Here is a 22,079-nt window from a genome sequence, read left to right as displayed (position 1 = left end):
TCGGCGGGATTACATGGCGCACATCCCTGTGCGCCACCCTTCGGGCAGCCTTCGGCTGTGCAAAACGGCTCCCGGCCGTTTTGTGAACCCGGACTTTGCCCATTAAAAACGCCCCTTTCGGCCAATAAAAAACCCCGAGCCTTGCGGCCCGGGGTTATTTATTGGTGGAGGCGGCGGGATTTGAACCCGCGTCCGCCAGCACGCTGCTCTCGGCTCTACATGCTTAGTTTCCGTCAATTGATTTAACGTTTAACAGCCCGACGGGCAGGACGTTAAACGCGAGTCCAGTTTAGGTTTTAGCAGGGCGGCTCTGAACATACCGACCTGCGATCCAGTTCTATATGACAGTCAATAACGCGGTACTGGCACCTTACTATTGACCGCTAACGGGGTTTATGCCGCTAGAGCGTAGTTGTCGTCGTTGGCAACTAATAGTTTGCAGCTTTGGATTAACGTGATTGGCTACCCTCACGACATGCACCTTGAGTTTTGTTACCGGCGTCGAATCCAAATCGCCCCCGAAATCGGGTGCTTGAGGATCTTTGGCACAGAGCGCCTGCCAGGCAGGCACAATCTGGGACCTGACTTCAGCTCAGGAGTTCCCTGAACCGACAGGTATTGTACGGCTTTAATGCCTTAGGGGGCAAGGATCTCTTGCCGGCCCGGGGATCCGGCTGTGGAGCCTTCAGGTCAGAAGCTGATACCGACCTTGACCATAACACCTGCGAGGCCAAAGAGCACCAGCTCGCTCTGAAAACGGCTCACCTGTACGCCCACCATGGGCACTATACCCGGTGAAAACCCGCCCTGGTTCAAGGGGACTCGTCGCCGGAAATCCCCTCGGTAGCCGTAGAGCAGGCCACCCGTTACTCGGGCATACACCGGCCATTCGGGGTGGTTATAACGCCGGCTTACGTAGAGGTAGTAGGAGCGCTGGTCAAAGGTGTTGCGGAAGGAGGCACCCCCTACGGAGCGCATTTGCTGGGGGCGCAGGTGGTACTCCAGAGCGACCAGTTGCTGGTTTTCGGTATGGTAGGGCTGCGGATGGAAGTGATGGGTGAGCAGGCTGGTATGCAAGGTCCAACGAGGCTCTGTGTCAGCCCCAACGGGGAGGCTGGCAAGGAGCAATACCAAACCTGCACAAGCTACTCGTACCATTGACTCCTCCCCGGTGGCTGCAAAAAGAGGATGTCTACCGTTAAGTTTAGGTGCAGATTTGGCCTGTTTCCAATTCCTCGCGCCTACGCGGTGTTTTATTCAGCGCCGGCGTTAGACGCTCAGGTAGCGTTTGACCAGGTCGTCGCTCAGGTCGCCAATGGGACCATCGGCGACCCGCTGGCCGCGTACCATGATGTAGAAGTCGTCGGCGGTTTTGCGGGCGAAGGGCAGTTTCTGCTCTACCAGCAGGACGGTCAGGCCCATTTCGTCGTTGAGCTTGCGGATGACCTGGCCGATGTCGCGCACGATATTGGGTTGGATGCCCTCCGTGGGCTCATCCAGGATCAGCAGCTTGGGGTCGAGCACCAGGGCGCGGCCGATGGCCAGTTGTTGCTGCTGGCCGCCGGAGAGGTCGCCGCCCCGGCGATTGCGCATTTCCTTGAGCACCGGGAACAGTTGGTAGATGTGTGACGGGACGCTGCGGGCCCGGTCTTTGCGCGCCCCCAGGGAGATGCGCAGGTTTTCTTCGACGGTGAGCAGGGGGAAGATTTCCCGGCCCTGGGGGACGTAGCCGATGCCGCCGCGGGCGCGGTTCTCTGTGGACTGGCGGGTGATGTCTTTGCCGTCCAGGAGGATGCGGCCGGTTTTTACGGGCAGCAGGCCGGTGATGCATTTGAGCAGGGTGGTTTTGCCCACGCCGTTGCGGCCCAGCAGGCAGCCGCAGGCGCCTTCTTTGAGGTCCAGACTCATGTCCCAGAGGATGTGGCTCTGGCCGTAGTACTGGTTGATGTTTTCGATGGTTAGCACGGAGTTCTCCTTTGGGTGCCTCAGTGTCGGATTACGCCTTCGGCTAATCCGACCTACTCGTACATTGGTGCGTTGTTTGGGTTGGGTGCCTCAGGTGTCGGATTACGCTGCGCTAATCCGACCTACTCAAACACCGGCACTATGTTTCCCGTAGGTCGGATTAGGCGCAGCCGTAATCCGACAGAATGGCACGGTGTGTCCCGTAGGTCGGATTAGGCGTAGCCGTAATCCGACAGAATGGCACGATGTTTCCCGTAGGTCGGATTAGGCGTAGCCGTAATCCGACAAAGCGGCACGATGTTCCCAAACGGTTTAATCGGGTGTTGCTATTACTGCTCCGGCCTTTCCCTCCCGGCTAGGTCTCGCCCAAATACACTTCGATGACTTTCGGGTCATTCTGCACTTGATCCATGGACCCTTCGGCGAGTACCGAACCCTGGTGCAACACGGTGACGGTGCGGGCGATGGAGCGCACAAAGGCCATGTCATGCTCCACCACGATCACCGAGTGTTTGCCCGCGAGGGAGGTGAGCAGCTGCGCGGTGTGTTCGACTTCCTCGCCGGTCATGCCTGCTACCGGTTCGTCTACCAGAAGCACGCGCGGCTCCTGCATCAACAACATGCCGATTTCAAGCCACTGTTTTTGACCGTGGGAGAGGGCGCCTGCATCCTGATGGCGCTGTGTGATCAGGCCGATGGTGTGCAGTACCTCTTCGATGCGGTCTTTCTGTGCGCCGTTGAGTTCGCGCGTCAGGGTCGACCACACCCGTTTGTTGGCGGCGGTGGCCAGCTCCAGGTTTTCGTACACAGTCAGGGCTTCAAAGATCGTGGGCTTCTGAAATTTCCGGCCGATACCGCCCCGGGCAATCTGGTGCTCGGACAATTCCAGCAGGTTGATGGATTGACCGAAGAACACGCTGCCCTCATCGGGTCGGGTTTTGCCGGTAATCACATCCATCATGGTGGTTTTGCCTGCGCCGTTGGGGCCGATAATGCAGCGCAGCTCACCGTCATCGACATAGAGGTTCAGATCGTTGAGCGCCTTGAAGCCATCAAAACTGACCGAGATCCCCTCGACATAGAGAATCGGGCCGTGGCTGGTATCGATGGGCGCGCCAAAGTTGGGATCAGCTTTGGGCAGGGCGTGCCGACCGGCACGCAGGGCCTGTTTGACGATACTCATGCGGCACCTCCCGGGGACTTTATCGTGGCGGCGTCTTCACTGGGCGCTTCGGGTGGCGGGTTGTCCTCGCGCTGCTTGCGCTTGAGGTGGTTGAACAGACCCACAAGACCCTTGGGTAGCAGCAGCGTCACCAGGACAAACAGTGAGCCGAGTACAAACAGCCAGGTCTGCGGCGACCAGGTGGTGAAAAAGGTCTTGGCGTAGTTGACCGAGAAGGCGCCCACGATGGCACCGTACAGGGTGCCGCGTCCGCCGGTGGCGACCCAGACCACCACTTCAATGGAGTTGAGCGGCGAGAACTCGCCTGGGTTGATGATACCGACCTGCGGCACATAGAGGGCGCCGGCGACCGCCGCCATCATGGAGGAGTAGACAAACACCCAGAGCTTGTAGGATTCCACTTTGTAGCCGCTGAACCGGGTGCGACTTTCGGCATCGCGAATGGAAACGAGCACGCGGCCCATGCGCGAGGTGACGATATAGCGACAGGACAGGTAGCCGAGGATTAGGGCGATCCCCGAGGCGACAAAGAGCCCGGCGCGGGTCGCGCGGGTGGCGATCTCGAAGCCGAGAATGGTCTTGAAATCGTTGAGGCCGTTGTTGCCACCGAAGCCCATTTCGTTGCGGAAGAAGGCGAGCATCAAGGCGTAGGTCAAGGCCTGGGTGATGATCGCGAAGTAGACCCCGGTAACGCGCGAGCGGAACGCCAGCCAGCCGAATACCAGCGCCAGCAGGCCCGGGATCAACAGAATCATCAGGGCGGCAAACCAGAACATATCAAAACCCTGCCAGTACCAGGGCAGGGACTCCCAGTTCATCACCACCATAAAGTCCAGCAGCTCCGGGTGGCCGTAGACGCCTCGCTCGCCAATCTGGCGCATCAGGTACATGCCCATGGCGTAGCCGCCAAGCGCAAAAAAGGCACCGTGGCCCAGTGACAGAATGCCGGCGTAGCCCCAAATCAGATCCACCGCCAGGGCGAGCAGGGCAAAGCATAAAAATTTGCCCAGCAGCGCCACGGTAAAGTTGGAGACGTAGAAAGGTGACTCTCTGGGCAGGGTCATGTTCAGGATAGGAACCAATACCAGCGCGACGGCAATAATGCCCAGAACAATCATCCCGCCGCGGTCACTTGTCAGTAGTCGTTGCGTTAACATACGTGTGCTCGCTTGTTGTCAAAGTCAGTCGATGGCCATCAGTGGCCGAGGGTGCGCGGGTGGCATCAGCCGTCCGCCGCGCGCCCTTTTTGCGGGAAGAGTCCTCGCGGCCGCTTCTGGATAAACAGAATCAGCAGCACCAGTACAATCACCTTGGCGAGCATCGCGCCGGTCCAGGGCTCGAGGTAGTTGTTGAGAATACCGAGACTCATGGCACTCACCAGCGTACCCCAGAGGTTGCCGACACCGCCGAACACCACCACCATAAAGGAGTCGATGATATAGGCCTGGCCGAGGTTGGGGCCGACATTGGTGATCTGTGACAGGGCGACCCCGGCGACCCCGGCGATACCCGAACCGAGGCCGAAGGTAAGCGCATCCACCCAACTGGAACGCACGCCGACGGCGCGGGCCATGGCACGGTTTTGGGAAACCGCGCGCACCTTCAGGCCGAGGGCGGTCTTTTTCATGATCAGCAGCAGCGCGAAGAACACCATCAGGCCGAAGATGAAAATGTACAGCCGGGTGTAGGTGATTGAGAGCACCGGGTTGATCGTCAGCGTGCCGCTGATCCACTCGGGCGAAGTGACCGAACGGTTCAGCGGCGAGAACAGGCTGCGCACTGCCTGTTGCAGAATCAGGCTGATGCCGAAGGTGGCGAGCAAGGTTTCCAGTGGTCGGCCGTACAGAAAACGGATGACGCCCCGCTCGATGGCAATACCCACTAGGGCGGTGACGACAAAGGCTGAAGGGATAGCGATCAGTAGACTCCATTCAATCAGACCGGGAAACAGTTGTTGCACCATCCAGGTGGTATAGGCGCCGATCATGATCAGCTCGCCGTGGGCCATGTTGATCACACCCATGACGCCGAAGGTGATGGCCAAGCCGATGGCGGCGAGCAGCAGTACCGAGCCCAGACTCAGTCCAAAGAGCGTGCTCTCGACGGCGCGATAAAAGGTGACCCGTCCCTCAATGGACTGCAGCGCTTCGGCGGCCGCTTCGCGCACTTCCGTGACTTCGTCGTTCTCGGCCAATCGACGCAGCGAGTTGCGCGCCTCGCTTTCGAGGGAGCCGCGCAGTCTTTCGACAGCCGACAAGCGGGTTTGTGGGTTGTCGCTGTCGAGTCGGTGCAGGGCGAAGGCGGTTTCGATGGCGTTACTCACCAGCAGGGTTGTTTCGATTTCATCGCGCTCCCGCAACAGAGCGATGATGTCTGCATCGACGCCGTCGCTGATCATCTGGCGTACGGCCCGATAGCGAACTTGGGGGCTATCGTTGTTCAGGCTGAGTCGGGCGATAGTGGTTTGCAGCTGACGCCGCATCATATTGTTGACCGGTACCCGGCTTAACGTCTCAACGGTGTCATCGAGCAGCAGCTCGCCTGACAGGACATCAAACACTTGTCCGTCGCGGCGTCGGGCAACCCGCGGTGGTTCGCCGTCGTCGGCCAGCAGATCGTTGTTGCGCAAAGCCGTCAGCAGGTTAAGCAGACGCTCGTCGTCACTGCTGACCAGTGCTTCGATGGTGGCCATGCGATCACGTAAATTACCTTGGGGCAGTTGTTGCACCAGGGTTTCAAAATCGGGGTTGGCTTGATCGTTCTCGGCCAGTGCGGGCACGCTTGCGCAGCTCAGCAGCAGGGCCAGGAACCAATGTCCATACTTGATCATATCGGGTACTCGCAGTACGGGGCACAACCTCCGCCCCAGAAGGGACGGAGGTGCGTCGGGTACGTCTTAGTGTTGGGCTTCGGCGCCCAGGCAGGTGTTGGTCACGGTGTTGTAATTGCCGCAGTTGACCGGGTCGGTCCAGTCGGCGATTAGGTCCTTGCTGCCTTCCAGGTAGGGCGACCAGGCTTGGCCGGGAACCGGCGCGTCGGTTTCAGACACCACCAGGAATTGACCGTCGTCCATGATTTCACCGATCAGCACCGGTTTGGTGATGTGGTGGTTGGGCAGCATTTCAGCGATGCCACCGGTCAGGTTGGGTACCTTGATGCCAACCAGAGTATCGATGATGGTGTCGACGTCGGTGGTCTCGGCTTTCTCGACCGCCTGAGCCCACATATTAAAGCCGATGTAATGAGCTTCCATGGGGTCATTGGTGACGCGGCTCTTGTCGCCAATGAAAGCGTGCCATTTTTCGATAAAGGCTTTGTTCTCTTCGCTATCGACGCTCATGAAGTAGTTCCATGCCGCCAGGTGACCTTCGAGCGGGCCGGTATCCATGCCGGACAGTTCTTCTTCACCCACGGAGAAAGCAACCACCGGAATGTCCAGTGACGACACGCCCTGGTTACCCAGCTCGCGGTAGAACGGAACGTTGGCGTCACCGTTGATGGTGGAGACCACGGCGGTGGCTTTACCCTGGCTGCCAAAGCGACGAATCTCGGCGACGATGTTCTGCCAGTCGGAGTGGCCGAAGGGGGTGTAGTTGATCATGATGTCCGAGTCCGCGACACCGTTGGCCTTGAGGTAGGCTTCAAGGATACGGTTGGTGGTACGCGGATAGACGTAGTCGGTGCCGGCCAGTACCCAGCGCTCGATGCCCATTTCTTCCATCAGGTATTCCACTGCGGGAATGGCCTGTTGGTTGGGGGCCGCGCCGGTGTAGAAGACATTGCGCGAGGATTCTTCACCTTCGTACTGGACCGGATAGAAGAGGATGCCATTCAGCTCTTCGATCACCGGCAATACGGCCTTGCGCGAGACCGAGGTCCAGCAGCCGAAGATCACATCCACACCGTGCTGCTCGATCAGGTCGCGGGTGCGTTCGGCAAACAGGGGCCAATCAGAGGCGGGGTCAACGACGACCGCTTCGAGTTGTTTGCCCAGAAGGCCGCCGCGTTTGTTCTGCTCCTCGATAAGCATGAGCATGGTATCTTTCAGAGTGGTTTCTGAGATGGCCATAGTGCCCGAGAGTGAGTGCAGAACACCCACTTTGATGGTTTCGGCCTGAGCGGTGAGCGCTGAAAACGCGAGTCCGCAGGCTGCGCCGATCATGCCGGCTTTTTTCATCAGTTTCTTGAGTTTCATGAGGCTTACTCCGTTTTAGGTCGTTGGGCAATTGTGCTACTTCACGTTTAAGGGTGTGCCTTTGGAGGGCACGCTTTACATCCTGTACCATCTGCCTGCGACTTCTTCCTGAAAAAGCGCATACTGCGTGCCCGGTCGTTGCCGGACATTCTTAAAAATTCTGTGTTGTCACCTGTCCTCGCCGGCTTGGCGCTCGCGCGCTTCATACAGCATGTGCAGGGTAATTTTTCGGACTTCGGATTTACTCTCTTCAATATGGGTTTTGAGCAGGAGTTGGGCGTCGTCGGTACGCCGTTTCATGATGGTGCGCAAGATCTTGCTGTGCTCGTCGTAGGTCGCCTTGATGCGTGGCCCTTTGGTGAAGTCGATGCGCCGGATAATGCGCAGGCGCTCGGTGACGTCGTGGTGGATGCGCGCCATTTCATCGTTGCCGCTGGCCTCAACCAGGCGCTCGTGAAAGCGTTCGTCCAGTTCGCACACCGTGGGACCGTGATCCAGGCGTTCTTCGGTCGGTACCAGCCAGACGTCTTTGAGATCGCCCAGATCCGGGCTGGCCTCCATCTCGCACAGTTTTTTGACCGCCGCCAACTCCAGGGTGATACGCACATCGTAGAGCTGCTCAAACTGCTCGAAATCGAACGGGCGCACTTGCCAGCCACTGCGAAAGGAGACTTCCACAAAGCCCTCCCGTTGCAGGCGCAGCAGGGCTTCGCGCACGGGGGTCCGGCTGGCTTCTACCCGTTCGGCCACCTCACTTTCGGTAAAGCGCTCGCCCGGCAGCAGACGAAAGTCAAAAATGTCCTGCTTGAGCTGTTGGTAAATACGCTCGGGCAGGTTGACGCGTCGCTCGGGTTTGATTTTGGCCTTGGTCAGTTTCACCACTTTCATCCTTCTACTCGGCAAGCACGATAAGCAGGTCGCCGGCGTTGACCGGTTTGCCGGGCTCACAGTGGATGGCGCTGACGGTAGCGGCGCGGTCGGCGGTAATGGAGAACTCCATCTTCATGGCCTCCACGATAATCAGGGGTTGCTCGGGCTCCACCGTCTGGCCGGGTTCGACCAGCAGCTTCCAGATGTTGCCGCTGATATCCGCGGTGATGGCGTGGCCGTCGACCTCGATGTGATCGGCGCTGGTTTTGGCTTGCAGGGCCTTGTCCACCTGCGCCTCTTCGTCGGCCTGCCACAGGGCCACTTCTTTCTCGAAGGCGCTTTGCTGATTGGCTTTAAAGGCGGCAATGCTGTCGGCGTTGTCGGCGAGAAACTGCTCGTGTTCGGCGATATCGAACACCGTCTCTTCGATGCGGATCTGCAAGCGACCTTCGCGGAAGGCTTCGCGTTGCTCGGTCAGTTCCGCTTCGCTCACCGGGTAGTAGCGCACCTGATCGAAGAACTTCAGCAGCCAGGGCTCATCGTTGATGAATACCGGGCTCTTCAGAAATTTGTTCCAGATCGGCAGGGTCCGGCCCACCAGCTGGTAACCGCCGGGGGAGTCCATACCGTAGATACACATATACACCCCGCCGATGCCCACGGTGCCCTCGGCGGTGTAGGTGCGCGCGGGGTTGTACTTGGAAGTGAGCAAGCGGTGGCGCGGATCCACCGGCACCGCGCAGGGCGCACCCAGGTAAACATCGCCCAGTCCAAGCACCAGATAGCTGGCGTTAAAGAGAACGTCGCGCACCTGCTCGATACTGTCCAGACCATTGATGCGGCGCATAAACTCGGTGTTGCTGGGCAGCCAGGGGGCGGTATCGCGCACCGACTGGCGGTAGCGGGCCACGGCGTCCAGGGTGGCGGAATCTTCAAAGGCCATGGGCAGATAGATGACACGACTCGGCACGCGCAGGGTGTCCACCGGTGGCAGAGTGGCCTCGGTGTCGAGCAGGGCTTTCATCAAATCGGTTTGATGCAGAACGCGACTGTCGTAGTTGATCTGCAGCGAACGCACGCCGGGAGAAAGCTCGATAATGCCTTCAACGGGATTGGCCTTGAGTGCTTCCATCAATGCGTGCACGCGCAGTCGAAAGCGCAGATCCATGACGTTGGGGCCGTACTCCAGCAGGATGTACTTGTCACCCGCCTGACGGTAGGTGACCGTGGGGCGTTCATCGGTTTCGGGCAGGGCCGCGAGGATGCATTCAGAGAGCGTGTGTTCACGTGCGGGTTCGGGCAGCGGTGTAATCTCGGCCGGGGCACTCAGGTTATCAATGGCCTCGTCGATGGCGGTTTCCATCGCCAGGGCAGTCTCAAAACTCAGGCGCTTGAAGCGCAGTTTGTCGCCGGGTTTGACCTGGCCCACTTTCCACAGCTCGGCTTTACAGATGGTGACCGGGCAGACAAAGCCGCCCAGACTGGGGCCGTCTTTGGTCAGAATGACCGGCATGTCGCCGGTAAAGTTGATCGAGCCCACGGCGTATTCGGTGTCGTGGATGTTGGACGGGTGCAGTCCCGCTTCGCCGCCGTCGTTGCGGGTCCAGGTGGGCTTGGGGCCGTTCAGGCGAATACCCAGACGGTTGGAGTTGTAGTGCACTTCCCAGGCGGTATCGAAAAACATCTCGATCGCCTCGTCGGTAAAAAAGTCGGGCGCTCCGTGCGGACCGTAAAGTACGCCCACTTCCCACTCCACCGGGCCTTCATCGTTCTGACCGTAGGCGGGGATAAAAGCCTCGGGCGCGGGCGCCGGTGAGTAGTTGGGCGCGGGCGTGGTGCAGGCGGGAAAATCGGGGTTGCTGATGCCGAGCATATCGCCGGCGCGCAGAATACGCCCGCCGTGGCCGCCAAACTGCCCGAGAGCGAAGGTCGATCGGCTGCCCAGGTAGGCGGGGACGTCAATACCGTTGCGAATCGCCAGATAGGTGCGGCAGCCGGCGGTGGCCTTGCCCACGTCCAGCAGTTGGCCGGCTTTGACGCTCACCGGCTGCCACAGGGGCATGGCTTCGCCGTCGAGAGTGGCCGGGGTCTGCGCGCCGGTCAGGGCAATGAGCGCGTCGCTGTGAAAGCGCAGCTTGGCGCCGACGATGGTGAATTCCAGACCGGCAGCGTCACTGTGATTCCCGACGATGCGGTTGGCCAGGCGAAAGGCGTAATCGTCCATGGGACCCGAGGGCGGCACGCCGATACCCCAGTAGCCGGTGCGCCCCGGGTAATCCTGGACACTGGTGTAGGTCCCCGGGTGCACCACTTCCACCACCGGGGCCTGATATTCAAAGCTGGCCAACTGATTGGTGGCGACATCGCCGCGCGCAAAAAAATCGCTGTCGATAATCTGGCGCAGGTAATCCAGGTTGGTGCTGATACCCATGGCGCGGGTGGCTTTCAGAACGTCGCTCATCTTGGCGATGGCGTCGGCGCGGTCTTTGCCCTCGACAATAATTTTCGCGATCATCGGGTCGTAGTGGGGCGACACTTCGGTGCCGGTGTCCACCCAGGTATCGATACGACAGCCCTCGGGAAAGTGCACGTCGGTGAGCACCCCCGGGGAGGGCTGAAAATCCTTGACCGGATCTTCGGCGTAGAGGCGCACTTCGATGGCGGCGCCCTTGGGCTCGATCACCTGTTGGGTGTCCGGCGGGTTGCCGCCTGCGGTTTCGACCATCCACTGTACCAGGTCGACGCCGGTGCAGGCTTCGGTAATGGGATGCTCAACCTGCAGGCGGGTGTTCACTTCCAGAAAGTAGAAAGCGTCCCGGGCCGGGTCGTAGATATACTCCACCGTGCCGGCGGAGCGGTAGTTGACCGCCTGGCCCAGACTGATCGAGGCCTGCAGGAGTTGTTCGCGGGTGGCGGCGGGCAGTTTCGGTGCCGGCGTTTCCTCGACCACTTTCTGGTTGCGCCGCTGCAGGGAGCAGTCGCGTTCGCCCAGGGCGATGACACCCCCTTTGCCGTCGCCAAATATCTGCACTTCCACGTGCCGGGCATTGTCGACAAAGCGTTCCAGAAATACACCGCTGTCGCTGAAGAAGTTTTGCCCCAGGCGCTTGACGCTTTCAAAGGCCTCCTTGAGCGCATCGGCGTCGTCGCAGCGGGTCAGACCGATGCCGCCACCTCCGGCGGTGCTTTTGAGCATCACCGGGTAACCCAGCTTGTCGGCTTCGGTCAGTGCCTGGTCGAGTGAGTCGAGCAGGCCCGTGCCGGGGGTCAGGGGCACGCCCGCGCGCTCGGCGATTTCCCGGGAGGTGTGCTTTAAACCGAACTGGCGGATCTGATCGGGGGTCGGGCCGCAGAAGGCGATACCGGCGGCCTCGCACTGCTCGGCAAAGTCGGCGTTTTCTGAGAGGAAACCGTAACCGGGGATTACCGCCTGGGCGCCGCACTCTTTGGCGATTGCCAGAATCTTATCTGCCTGCAGGTAACTCTCGGCGGCGCTGTTGCCACCCAGGGCGACGGCGCTGTCGCAGGCACTGACATGGGCGCTGTTGCGGTCGGCGTCGGAATAGATCGCGACCGACTTGATGCCCATGGTCTTGAGCGTTTTGGCGATACGAACCGCGATTTCCCCGCGGTTGGCAATCAGTACGGTGTCCAGCATGGTGTGCTCCGTGGTTTTCGTATAGCTATCGGTTGTGGTTTTTTTGGGTTTTTCCGTGTTGCCGTTTTTGGTATTCGGTATTCAGTTTTTGTCGGGGTGTTCTTTCGCGATCAGGTGCCTCAGGTGTCGGATTACGCCCTTCGGGCTAATCCGACCTACTTGAGCATTGGCACGCTGTCCCCGCCATTTACGCCGTTGCCGTCTGCGCAATAAACGCGCGCCAACCGCCCAGATGGGTGATGTCGTTGGCGCCTTCGGTGGCGACCTGCTCGCAAATAAAACCTTTCACCTGGCGCCCGTCCTGGAGGGTCAGCGTGCCGATGCCGAGCGGAGCCGGAATCAGCGCGACAAAACTGCCGAACAGCGGCTCAGGGACATCCCACAGCTCCACCGCAATGGGTTGACCCCGGGATTCGGTGCGCATGAGTCCGGGCTTGGGCGGGGTGGTATTGGGTAACGCAAACAACTGGTAGTTGCTCGCGGTAAAAGTCGCTTCGACGAAACGCGCATGGCGCTCGGTCAACTGGCTGTTGAGAGGCATCCCGGAAAGGTGCGCACCGACCACGGCCAGGCGCACGTAACCGGCGGGCGCGCTGTCATTTTGCCGCGGTGCGGGCAGCGCCGCCTTGAGAGCGCCGCGGGTCCAGGGCGCCTGACGCTGCCAGCGTTGGCCCAGTTCCACCAGCGCGTCGTCCTGCCAGGCCGGACCGATCAGGGTGACGCCAAAGGGCAGGCCGTCACTGCGCAGTCCGGCGGGCAGGGCCAGGGCCGAGCAGTCCGCCAGATTGACAAAATTGGTGTAGGTGCCGAGCTGGCTGTTGACCAGAACCGGCTCGGCTTCCACCTGTGCAAGTGTGGGCAGGCGCGGTGCGGTGGGTACCAGCAGGCTGTCGACGCTCGCCATCAGCGTCTGGATGTCCCGCGCCAGTTCGGCGCGCCGGTATTCCGCCCGGTAGGCATCGGTGGCGGAAAAGTTTTTCGCCTGCTCGATGATGCCGCGCACCACCGGATTCATGGCGTCGGCGTGCTCGCGCATAAAGTCGGCCACGGCGGCATGGCGCTCGGCTACCCAGGGGCCGCCGTAGAGGAGCTCTGCCAGGGTCTGCATCGGGGTAAAGTCGATCGGCACCAGCTCTGCGCCCAGTGCCTGCCACTGATCGAGTGCGCTGTGCCAGGCCTGTTCGGCCTGGCTGTCACCAAACCATTGGGGCTCGGCGGGAATGCCCAGGCGCGGTCTGTCGCCGACAAACGTGGCCGGCTGCGGCTTGTGCCGGGAGTAGCCATCGGCGGGGTCGAAGGCTTCCAGCACAACCGCGACGCTGTCGGCATCGTCAAGGTCGAGCGCAAAGATGGACACGCAGTCCAGACTGCGACAGGCGGGCACGACGCCTGAGGTACTGAAGCGACCCTTGGTGGGCTTCAGGCCGACGATATTGTTGAAGCCCGCCGGTACCCGGCCGGACCCCGCCGTATCAGTGCCCAGGCTGAAGGGCACCAGACCGCGCGCCACGGCAACTGCCGAGCCGGAGCTGGAGCCGCCGGAAACATGGTCGGGACTGAAGGTGTTGGGCACCGCGCCGTAGGGTGAGCGGGTGCCCACCAGACCGGTGGCAAACTGGTCGAGATTGGTTTTGGCGAGCACAATGGCGCCGGCGGCGCGCAGGCGGGCGACGCTGGTGGCGTCGCGCTTGGGGGTATAGCTGAATTCGGGGCAGGCAGCGGTGGTGGGCAGACCGGCGACATCAATATTGTCTTTGACCACAGTGGGGACAGCGTAAAGCGGCAGCAATGGATCTTCGACCAGCGCGTCCAGTTGCGCGTCCAGCTGGGCTGGGCTGACAATGTGGATCCAGGCGGGGTCGTCGCTGGCGAGTGCATCGCGCAGTGCGTGCAGAGCCTTGCGCGGCTCAATACGCTGCTCGCGATAGGCATCAAGCCAGTCGGATATGGTCCAGCCGAGCGTGCTCGGGCTGCCAGCTGTGGTCATAGGCGCTCCTCTGTGAATGAAATACCATCTTGTATACAAATCGGTATTCAGCAGAAACTGTGCCAGCGCGCGAGCAAGCGCGAGCAGGAGGTTTCGGGTGCGAAAAAAATTGCGGTAAAACAAGCGTTTGCGTGAGAGGATAGGGCCGTCTGGCAATCCTGTTTTAGGCCCAGAAAGGCCCGGCGGCGTGCGCCGTGTTTGTGCGCCAGACAGATTGCTGTGTGCCATACTGGTGCGTAGTCAACGTGAGTGAGGAGGACGTGAATGTCCATGCAGTGGGAAAAATTGTTGTGTGCCGAGCGTCTCGGCCAACGTCCGGCAAAGAGCGAAGAAGGGCGCTCGCCCTTTCATTCCGATCACGACAAGATCATTTTTTCCGGGGCGTTTCGTCGCCTGGCGCGCAAGACCCAGGTCCACCCACTGGCGATCAACGATCACGTTCACAATCGCCTGACTCACAGCCTTGAAGTGGCCTGTGTCGGGCGCACCCTCGGTATGCGTGTCGGCAAAGCCCTGCGCGATCGGGGCGACCTGCCGGAGCCGCTGGAGCCCAGTGACATCGGCGATATCGTCCAGTCCAGTTGCCTCGCTCACGACATCGGTAACCCGCCCTTTGGTCATACCGGGGAGGAGGCCATCCGCAACTGGTTTCAGAAAGACGGTGCCGGTTACCTGAAGCACCTGGAGCGCGCCGAGCGCGATGACCTGCGTATGTTTGAGGGCAATGCCCAGGGTTTGCGGGTGTTGACCACCTCCGAGTATTACCAGCACCAGGAAGGCATGCGCCTGACCTATGCGACCCTGTCGGCGGCGATCAAGTATCCCTGGTGCGCGGTCGACAGCGTCGATCGCAAGCGGCCCAAGCAGAGCAAGTACGGCGTGTTCCAGTCCGAGCTGGAGTACTTTCACGAGATTGCGAAGAGCACGGGGCTGCTGCCCTTGGGCGACAACTGGTACTGCCGTCACCCACTGGTGTATCTGATGGAGGCCGCAGACGATTTTTGCTATGGCATTGTCGATCTTGAAGATGGTCTGGAGATGGGCATCGTGCGCTGGGAAGAAATTTACGCGCTGTTGCGTCCGGTACTCGATCCGGCCCAGGCGCGCGACCTGGAGCAGGCTCTGGATCGGGTCGATGTGGGACGCAAGCCGGCGATTCTGAGGGGCAAAGTGATTGACGCCTTTATCACGGCGGCCACCGAGGCTTTTATGGCGAATCAGCAGGACTTTCTTGCCGGGCGCGTTAAGGGTGACCTGATTTCCCTGTGTGAGCCGACCGTGCGCGATGCCGTGCAGGCGGCCAAGGACCTGGCCAAAGACAAGATCTTCAATCACGCTAAACGGGTGGAGCTGGAAATCGGCGCCTACAATACTATTGCAACGCTGTTGTCGACCTTGTGCGGTGCGGTCGATGCGCTGCTCGGTGATCCGGACAAGGTGACTTACAAGGATAAGCGGGTGCTGGCCCTGATCGGTGAAAACAGTTTTCACCCGGATGTGTTTGCCAAGCGGGGCAGTTATCAATACCTGTCACTGATGGCCGTGATCGACTACATCAGCGGTATGACCGATAACTATGCCACCAACCTGGCAAAGCAGTTTAACGGTATGGGCGCGCCGCGTTATTGATACAGCGGGGGTAGCCCGTCGTTAAAGCGGGTAAAAGGGTGCTCGTAGAAATCGACAAAGTCCGCGGCCGCAGGGTGGTCCGGATAGGGCGCATAAAAATGATCCCGCTCTTCTTTGTCCCGATTGGCGTTGCGCCACACCAGGGTGTACACCATGCGACGTGTGTTGTCGGTAGCGAGAAAGCCGGGCAGGAAGCGCTCGGTATAGAAGTTCGCATCGGTGAGTGTGTCCTGCCCGGCCTCGGTCAGGGCGGTCAGTTTCTGGCGCTCAGCGGCAATGCGTCCGAGGGCATCCAGACTCTGTACAAAGTCGGCCATCTGCTGCTCTGTCGGGGTGGTGTTGCTGGCGTGGCCCAGATCCCAGTAGTTGTCAAAGCCAAGAATATCCACATAGTCGTCGCCCGGATAGGCGTAGAAATAATCCTGCTCAAAGTTGGCGAGGTCGGTGCGACTGCGATCGGGCGAAAAGGCATAGAGCAGATTGTTCAGGCCTTTTTCATCGCGCAGGTAGTTCACGGTAAAGCGCCAGAGAGTGATAAAGTCCCGCTCCGACACGTGCCCCTTGCCCCACCAGAACCAGTCGCCATTGTGTTCGTGCCAGGGCCGGAAGATGATCGGAATCAACTGCTCTTGACCCACGTCGTCCTCGAAGGTCAATGTGCGCACAAAATCGGCAAGGGTATCCAGGTAGGCTTTGAGGGCATCGTGATGAGCGCCGCCGGGAATGATGTGCTCCACGGTCGGTTGCCTGACCCAGGCGTCCTCACCGGTGACCGGACTGGTCATGTGCCAGCCGAGGGTAATGATACTGCCCTGGCGAAAGCCAGTGCGGATCCACTCCTGCATGTTCGCAAAGTTGACACCGTCCAGGTTCTGCTCGTGCCCGAGCGCCAGGTTGCCCAGCTCCCACCCGTAAACGGCGGGAAAAGCTCCGGTCACGTCGTGCACGTCCGAGCGCAATGGGTCGGCAAACCAGGTGACGCCGTAGGCGAGACTGTCCTGATGACCGAAAAGCAGCGCCTCGCCCGTGAGTGACCAGAGGTTGCGCTGCAGTGCGCGCGTCGCGTCACTGGCGTTGGGATCCACCAGCGTGTAGCGCGGATCGACGGTATCGGGCGTGTCGGTATCGGTTTGAGGCTGATCACTGCAGGCCGTGATCAGCCCGAGAGCGAAAATCAGTGCGGCGCTGCGGCGCAAAAAACGTGCGTTCATATCAACAAACCTTTTGAATCCTGTTCCAGGGTGACGTGTCGGGTTATTCAAAGCAGGTGCACAGCTCGGACGTCTGGGCGATACCGTCGTCGCCGTGAATCAGGCGCAGGCCCCAGTCGCTCAGTTTGTCCGGGTCGAAGTCCAGGACAATATCAAGGCTGACCAGGTGACTGCTGTTGCCGGACCAGGACCAGCCGAGGTAGCCCGCACCGTAGACTTCGGCAAAGTCGAGAATGGCATCCTCGACGACATTGCCATCGCCGGCGTGGTCGGCTGCGAATTCGCCGACAATCAGCGGCAGTTCTTTTTCTGCGAAGGCTTCAAAGTAAGCCTGAATGCGCGCGCGACTGTCGTACACGTGGTACATGTGGATCGAGAACACCACATTGCCATCCGGGTCTGCATCAAACACCTGCTGGGCTGCATCACCGTCGCGCATGCTGTTGGTCCAGTCCTGGCCCCAGTTGGGGGCATCGACGATCAGGGTATGCGGGAGTCCGGCTGCGCGCAGGCGCTCAATGGCACGCGTGTGGTAGTCGATCCATTCGCTGCGGTTTCTGTCGGCTTCTTCGTTGTAAAAGTTACCCAGCGGTTCATTGGCAATATTGATGATCACATGGTTTTCGGTACCGTCAATGGCGGCACGGATGTCGTCGCTCAGCCAGTAGTCCACGGCGGTGTCCGGGTGCGCGGCGGAATTGTTTTCGGGCCAGCCGGTGGCGTCGTGGACCTCGAGGATGGCGATCATCTGGCGCTCGCGCAGCCAGTTGATGATGGCGCTGAGCTCTTCGCCATTGACCCGGTTCCACTGCTCGCCGTTGGCGAGCACGACGCGCACACTGTTGGCGCAGGTGGCGGCAATGTCACTGAAGTCCTGAGCGGTATCGCGTTGACGGTACCAGGCATAGGGGTAGTTGACGCCGCGCATGATAAAGGGATTGCCATTGCCGTCGAGCAGTTGCGTGCCCTCGACATGAAAGCCCGGCAGCTCGTCGGGCAGGGCGCGTTCGGTAAACTCAAAGCGGCAGTTTTCCACGAGCGGAATCTGCGCGTCGCTGGGGGCGCTGCTTGCGCTACTGTTGCTGCTCGCACTGCTGGTGCTGGCGGAGCCGTTATTCTGATCGGTCGGCGGCGTCAGATCGTTATCGGGCTGATTGTTGCCGCCGCAAGCGACCAAAAGGGTCAGCGTCAGAGCGGCGCCAAGACGAGCGAGAGAGGGAGCATTGTTCATTATTGGCCTCGTGATATTCGGGTTGGTTCACCGGTGCCGTGCCGGCATTTACGGACTCAGTAGGCGCATCACTTCGAGCATGGCGCGACCGTTGTGATAAGGGCATTTCCAGGCGCCCACCTTGTAATGACTGCGGTGGCCGCTGTCCAGTGTGGACAGCCAAAACCACTCGCCTCCCTGGGTGTCGATCTGGTAATGCTTGATAAAGGTCCAGAGTTTTTCCGCGGCGCTCAGATAGCGGCAGTCGTCGGTGTGGCGGTAGGCGTAGACAAAGCCCACCAGCGCCTCGGCCTGAACCCACCAGATGCGCTCCGTGTGATAGCGCTGGCTGGAAAAATCGTAGGCGTCCATCAACTCACCGTGTTTACCCAAGGCTTCACGGTGGCAGACTTCGGCCATCTTTACTGCCAGGGGCTCCAACTGGTTACTGAGGTCGGCATCGCCCAGCGCCTTGAGTGCCTTGAGCAGTAGCCAGCTGCATTCAATGTCGTGACCATAGCTCAGCCCGGTGGAGTGGTCCTGCCAGTCCAGCCCCATAAACATGCGCAAGTGGCCGCTGTCCGTGTCGATGATATGGTGCGCAAAAACGTCGATGGTATGACGCAGCGCTTCCTTGACGGCCGCTTGTGGTGCCACCTGGTAGAGACTCGTATAGGCTTCGAGAATGTGCAGGTGAGTATTCATGGTCTTGGGGAAGTTGAGGTCTTTGTCGCTCAGGCGAAAGTCCTCCAGCGGTCCCCACGCGTTGGACAAAGCTTCGAGGTAACCGCCTTGATCGGCATCACGCGCATGTCGCTCGACGTGTTCAAACAGTGAGAGCGCCAGGGCCCGGGCTTCGGGATTGTCTGAGAGCCGGTAATAGGCACACAAGGCATAGATGGCGAAGCCCTGAGCATAGACCTGCTTCTTGTCCGCATGTACCTCGCCCTCGGCGTCCACCTCCCAATAGACCCCGCCGTGGGCGCGGTCAACAAAGTGTTCGCTCAGATAGTCGAACGCCCGGCAAGCGGCGTCGCGATAGCGAGCGTCGCCTGTGGCAAGTGCCGCTTCGCTGAAAAACCAGAGAACTCGAGTATTCAGAATGATGCTCTTGGGCGCGTCGGGCAGAGATTGATTGTCTACATCCACTTCTCCATAGAACCCTCCTCGCTCGCGGTCGATCGTATGGGTCAGCCACCAGTCGGCAATGGCATGCAGTTCGGCCTCGCAGGCTCGGGGCAGTTCTGCCTCGGCGAGGGGCGTCGCGATCGTGCGCATACTCATCGGTATTGATCCAGAATCTTGAGGTTGCTCTCAATTAGGCGCGAGCGTGTTGCGACGCTGGCGTCGGAGTAGAGTCCGTCTTCCGGCGTATTGATGACATAGTCCAGCAAACGTTCGACCGTGGAGGTGGCCACGTGCATACGGGTGTCGGAAGAGGCGTAATAGATAAACACCTCGTTTTTTTCATTCACAATCCAGCCGTTGCTGAAGGTCACATTGCTGACGTCGCCGACGCGCTCTTCACCTTGGGGCGCGATCAGATGGCCGGCTGGGCAGTGGGTGATTACCCAGGGACGCGCCAGCTCGGTCATAAACATGTACAGGACATAACGCAATCCGGCGGCGGTGTTGCGCACACCGTGCGCAAGGTGCAGCCAACCCTTCTCGGTTTTGATGGGCGCCGGCCCCTGGCCGTTTTTCACTTCCTTGATGGTGTGGTAGACCTTGCTGTCGACAATTACTTCGTTTTTGACTTCAGCGTTTTCCATGGACCGGGTCAGCCCCCAACCGATACCGCCACCGCCACCGACGTCGATAAAGCCGTCCTGGGGGCGGGTGTAGAGCGCGTACTGACCGTCGACTAACTCCGGGTGCAACACCACGTTGCGTTGCTGGCCGGAATAGGTCACCAGGTCCGGCAGGCGCTCCCAGCTGACCAGATCCTTGGTGCGGGCAATGCCGCACTGGGCGTCGGCCGCCGAGGTATCGTTCGGACGGGAGTGATCTTTGCGTTCGGTACAGAAAAGGCCGTAAATATAGCCGTCTTCGTGCTGGGTCAGACGCATGTCGTAGACATTGGTATCGCGCCGGTCGGTTTGCGGCAGGGCGATGGGGTAGTTCCAGAAGCGGAAGTTGTCCACCCCGTTGGGGCTCTCGGCGATGGCAAAGAACGATTTTCGGTCGTTGCCCTCGACCCGTACGGCCAGCAGGTATTTGTCCTGCCAGTAGAGCGCGCCGGCGTTAAAGGTGGCGTTGATACCCTGGCGCTCAAGCAGCAGTGGATTGGTGTCGGGGTTGAGCTCGTAGCGCCAGAACACGGGCGTGTGCTCGGTGGTAATGATCGGATTCTGCCAGCGTTGATAAATACCGTTGCTCTTGGGTTTGGGAGCATTGGGGCGGGCAATTAGCGTCTGGTGGTTGCGCAGCAGGGCCTGGACGGCACTTTTATAGTCACTCATGGTTACGGCTATACCTTCGGGTGAATACGAGGAAGTTCTTATAGACTTTAATGTAATCGGTTACATTCGCTATTGCAAGCTCTGTGATCAAATTTCTGATGGGTCTGCGCGGGCACCAGCCCTCTGGTTTAAGGGCTGTCGTTTCGGGTCAGGTTCTTGAGCCACTTTCGTTGGCCCAGGCGCCAGCGGGCGGGGATAAACTTGAGAATGTCTTCCACGTACATGAGAAAGTAGAGCATCTGAAACGGCAGGTCGGTCAGGAACACGGCGGCGACAAAAATAGGCACGCCGAAGACCCACATCACGATGGTGTCGTTGATCAGGCAGAATCGGTTGTCGCCGCCGGCCCGGAGCATGCCGACGATGCGCACCATGTTCAACACCTTGATCCACACCAGCCCGCAGAACAGCCAGATGGTGTGTTTGAGCAGCACGGTGGTCTGCTCGTCCACCTGATTGAATACTTTGAGCAGCCAGGGATACAGCCAGAACAGCCCGATGCTCATGACCACCACCAGGCCGATGACCAGACGGTCGAAAATTTTGTGCAGCTGCCAGGCCTGGGCGTGGTCGTCACGCCCCAGGGCGCGACCAATCATGACCGCCGAGGCGTTGGCCATGCCATTGAAAAGGGCAAAGAAGGCAGTTTCGATAGGCACAATGATGCCCATTACCGCGAGCGCCTCGGTGCCCGCAAACCCCGTCACAATGTGGTATGTGGCATTGCCGGATGCCCAGATCACATGGTTGATCACCAGGGGCGTGGCAAAGCGCACATAGCGGCGGGTGTGGTCGCGCGCGAAGGCGTCGGTCAGGAGCTGGCGCGGACGCATGGCGAAGCGGTGGTTGCGGCTGTAGAGCCATATCAATAGAAAGACCAGTTGCAGCATTCGGGCAATCAGTGTGCCCCACGCCGCCCCTTCAACCCCCAGGGCGGGAAAGCCCAAATGCCCGAAGATAAGCACATAGTTGAGCCCGACATTGGCGACCACTGAGAGTGCTGCGGCGATCAGCGGCAGGGTCGTATTGCCCAGTGCCCGCAGTGCCGATTCAAAGATCACGGTCGCCTGGGTAATGAGTAACACCAACGCTGTGATCTGCAGGTAGCGCGCGGTCAGGGCGGCTACTTCCGGGTCCGGGGTGATATGACTGACCCACCACAGAGGGTTGATCCCGAACAACAGCGTAAAAGGCAGCATCAATACCGAGCCCACCAGGAGCGAGGCCGCCAGTGTGCGCTGCTCCCCTCGAACATTGTTGGCGCCACTGTACTGCGCCACCAGAACGCTGCAGCCGGTGCCCAGGCCGATCATGGTGACCAGCAGCAGAAAGTGGATCTTGGCCGCCAGGCCCACCGCGGCAATGGCGCTGGCCCCCAGGGTGCCTACCATCATCACATCCGCCATGCCGAGTAGGGACAGCAGTAGCACTTGCAGTGCAACCGGTATCGCCAAGATGACGACACTGAGCCAAAACTGCCGTGGTAGGTGATTACTCAAAAAAATTATCCCCTTAAAATCAGTGGCTTATAAGTTCTGTGAATCTTGGCGCCAAAAAAGTCTCTGCAAAAAGCTTGAAACCGGTTACATAATGGCGCATGATTTTATCGCCGTCCCTTGGTACAGCCGAACGGGCAGGTCATGCGAGTGCGATTATCCGCAAACCAGTCGCGACTCGCCAGCAGGAGCAAAAGCGCGTGTGTGATCCGC

Annotated in this window: 15 protein-coding genes and 1 other RNA gene; 1 reads left to right on the top strand and 15 read right to left on the bottom strand. The window is 59.9% G+C overall.

Annotated elements, in window-relative coordinates:
- Positions 1-162: 162 nt before the first annotated feature.
- The 10 genes from ssrA to atzF form a co-directional block, all read right to left on the bottom strand.
- Positions 163-520: a transfer-messenger RNA gene (gene ssrA / locus DKW72_RS11265) on the bottom strand.
- Positions 521-690: 170 nt separating this feature from the next.
- The gene (locus DKW72_RS11260) at positions 691-1,158 is read right to left on the bottom strand and encodes a sn-glycerol-3-phosphate transporter (protein ID WP_157960467.1); all 468 of its coding nucleotides are present in this window, start codon (positions 1,156-1,158) and stop codon (positions 691-693) included.
- A 111-nt stretch (positions 1,159-1,269) separates the two neighbouring features.
- Positions 1,270-1,965: an urea ABC transporter ATP-binding subunit UrtE gene (urtE, locus tag DKW72_RS11255; RefSeq protein WP_111642466.1), complete on the bottom strand. Its 696-nt coding sequence runs from the start codon at positions 1,963-1,965 to the stop codon at positions 1,270-1,272.
- 355 nt (positions 1,966-2,320) lie between these two features.
- The gene (gene urtD / locus DKW72_RS11250) at positions 2,321-3,148 is read right to left on the bottom strand and encodes an urea ABC transporter ATP-binding protein UrtD (RefSeq protein ID WP_111642465.1); all 828 of its coding nucleotides are present in this window, start codon (positions 3,146-3,148) and stop codon (positions 2,321-2,323) included.
- Positions 3,145-4,305 carry an urea ABC transporter permease subunit UrtC gene (urtC, locus tag DKW72_RS11245; RefSeq protein ID WP_111642464.1) on the bottom strand — a complete coding sequence of 387 codons (1,161 nt, stop codon included), beginning with the start codon at positions 4,303-4,305 and terminating at the stop codon, positions 3,145-3,147. Before urtC ends, urtD begins: the two co-directional genes overlap by 4 nt.
- A 65-nt stretch (positions 4,306-4,370) precedes the next feature.
- Positions 4,371-5,978, bottom strand: coding sequence for an urea ABC transporter permease subunit UrtB (gene urtB / locus DKW72_RS11240; protein ID WP_111642463.1), 1,608 nt, complete (start codon positions 5,976-5,978; stop codon positions 4,371-4,373).
- Positions 5,979-6,044: 66 nt separating this feature from the next.
- Positions 6,045-7,343 carry an urea ABC transporter substrate-binding protein gene (gene urtA, locus DKW72_RS11235; RefSeq protein WP_111642462.1) on the bottom strand — a complete coding sequence of 433 codons (1,299 nt, stop codon included), beginning with the start codon at positions 7,341-7,343 and terminating at the stop codon, positions 6,045-6,047.
- A gap of 168 nt (positions 7,344-7,511) precedes the next feature.
- Positions 7,512-8,231 (bottom strand): GntR family transcriptional regulator, encoded by a 720-nt coding sequence (locus DKW72_RS11230; protein ID WP_111642461.1) that lies wholly within the window; start codon positions 8,229-8,231, stop codon positions 7,512-7,514.
- A 4-nt stretch (positions 8,232-8,235) separates the two neighbouring features.
- Positions 8,236-11,871: an urea carboxylase gene (uca, locus tag DKW72_RS11225; RefSeq protein ID WP_111642460.1), complete on the bottom strand. Its 3,636-nt coding sequence runs from the start codon at positions 11,869-11,871 to the stop codon at positions 8,236-8,238.
- A gap of 187 nt (positions 11,872-12,058) precedes the next feature.
- Positions 12,059-13,858 carry an allophanate hydrolase gene (gene atzF, locus DKW72_RS11220; protein ID WP_111642459.1) on the bottom strand — a complete coding sequence of 600 codons (1,800 nt, stop codon included), beginning with the start codon at positions 13,856-13,858 and terminating at the stop codon, positions 12,059-12,061.
- Between the two features lie 264 nt (positions 13,859-14,122).
- Here atzF and DKW72_RS11215 point away from each other — a divergent pair, with 264 nt between their 5' ends.
- The gene (locus tag DKW72_RS11215) at positions 14,123-15,487 is read left to right on the top strand and encodes a deoxyguanosinetriphosphate triphosphohydrolase (RefSeq protein WP_198411320.1); all 1,365 of its coding nucleotides are present in this window, start codon (positions 14,123-14,125) and stop codon (positions 15,485-15,487) included.
- On the opposite strand, the gene DKW72_RS11210 is transcribed toward DKW72_RS11215, so the two are convergent.
- From DKW72_RS11210 to DKW72_RS11190, 5 genes are all read right to left on the bottom strand, one after another.
- Positions 15,481-16,698, bottom strand: coding sequence for a glycoside hydrolase family 26 protein (locus DKW72_RS11210; protein ID WP_111642458.1), 1,218 nt, complete (start codon positions 16,696-16,698; stop codon positions 15,481-15,483). The two genes, DKW72_RS11215 and DKW72_RS11210, sit on opposite strands and share 7 nt — an antisense overlap.
- Before the next feature lie 43 nt (positions 16,699-16,741).
- Positions 16,742-17,929 (bottom strand): glycoside hydrolase family 5 protein, encoded by a 1,188-nt coding sequence (locus DKW72_RS11205; RefSeq protein WP_111642457.1) that lies wholly within the window; start codon positions 17,927-17,929, stop codon positions 16,742-16,744.
- Between the two features lie 48 nt (positions 17,930-17,977).
- On the bottom strand, positions 17,978-19,192 hold the full coding sequence (locus DKW72_RS11200; RefSeq protein WP_111642456.1) for an AGE family epimerase/isomerase: 1,215 nt from the start codon (positions 19,190-19,192) through the stop codon (positions 17,978-17,980).
- Positions 19,189-20,370: a glycoside hydrolase family 130 protein gene (locus DKW72_RS11195; protein ID WP_111642455.1), complete on the bottom strand. Its 1,182-nt coding sequence runs from the start codon at positions 20,368-20,370 to the stop codon at positions 19,189-19,191. The genes DKW72_RS11200 and DKW72_RS11195 overlap by 4 nt, the downstream gene beginning before the upstream one ends.
- Before the next feature lie 128 nt (positions 20,371-20,498).
- Positions 20,499-21,869, bottom strand: coding sequence for an MATE family efflux transporter (locus DKW72_RS11190; RefSeq protein ID WP_232522385.1), 1,371 nt, complete (start codon positions 21,867-21,869; stop codon positions 20,499-20,501).
- Between the last annotated feature and the right edge of the window lie 210 nt (positions 21,870-22,079).

The organism is Marinimicrobium alkaliphilum (assembly GCF_003259155.1).
Taxonomy (GTDB): Bacteria; Pseudomonadota; Gammaproteobacteria; order Pseudomonadales; family Cellvibrionaceae; genus Marinimicrobium_A; species Marinimicrobium_A alkaliphilum.
This window is presented reverse-complemented; position numbering and strand designations above follow the sequence as displayed.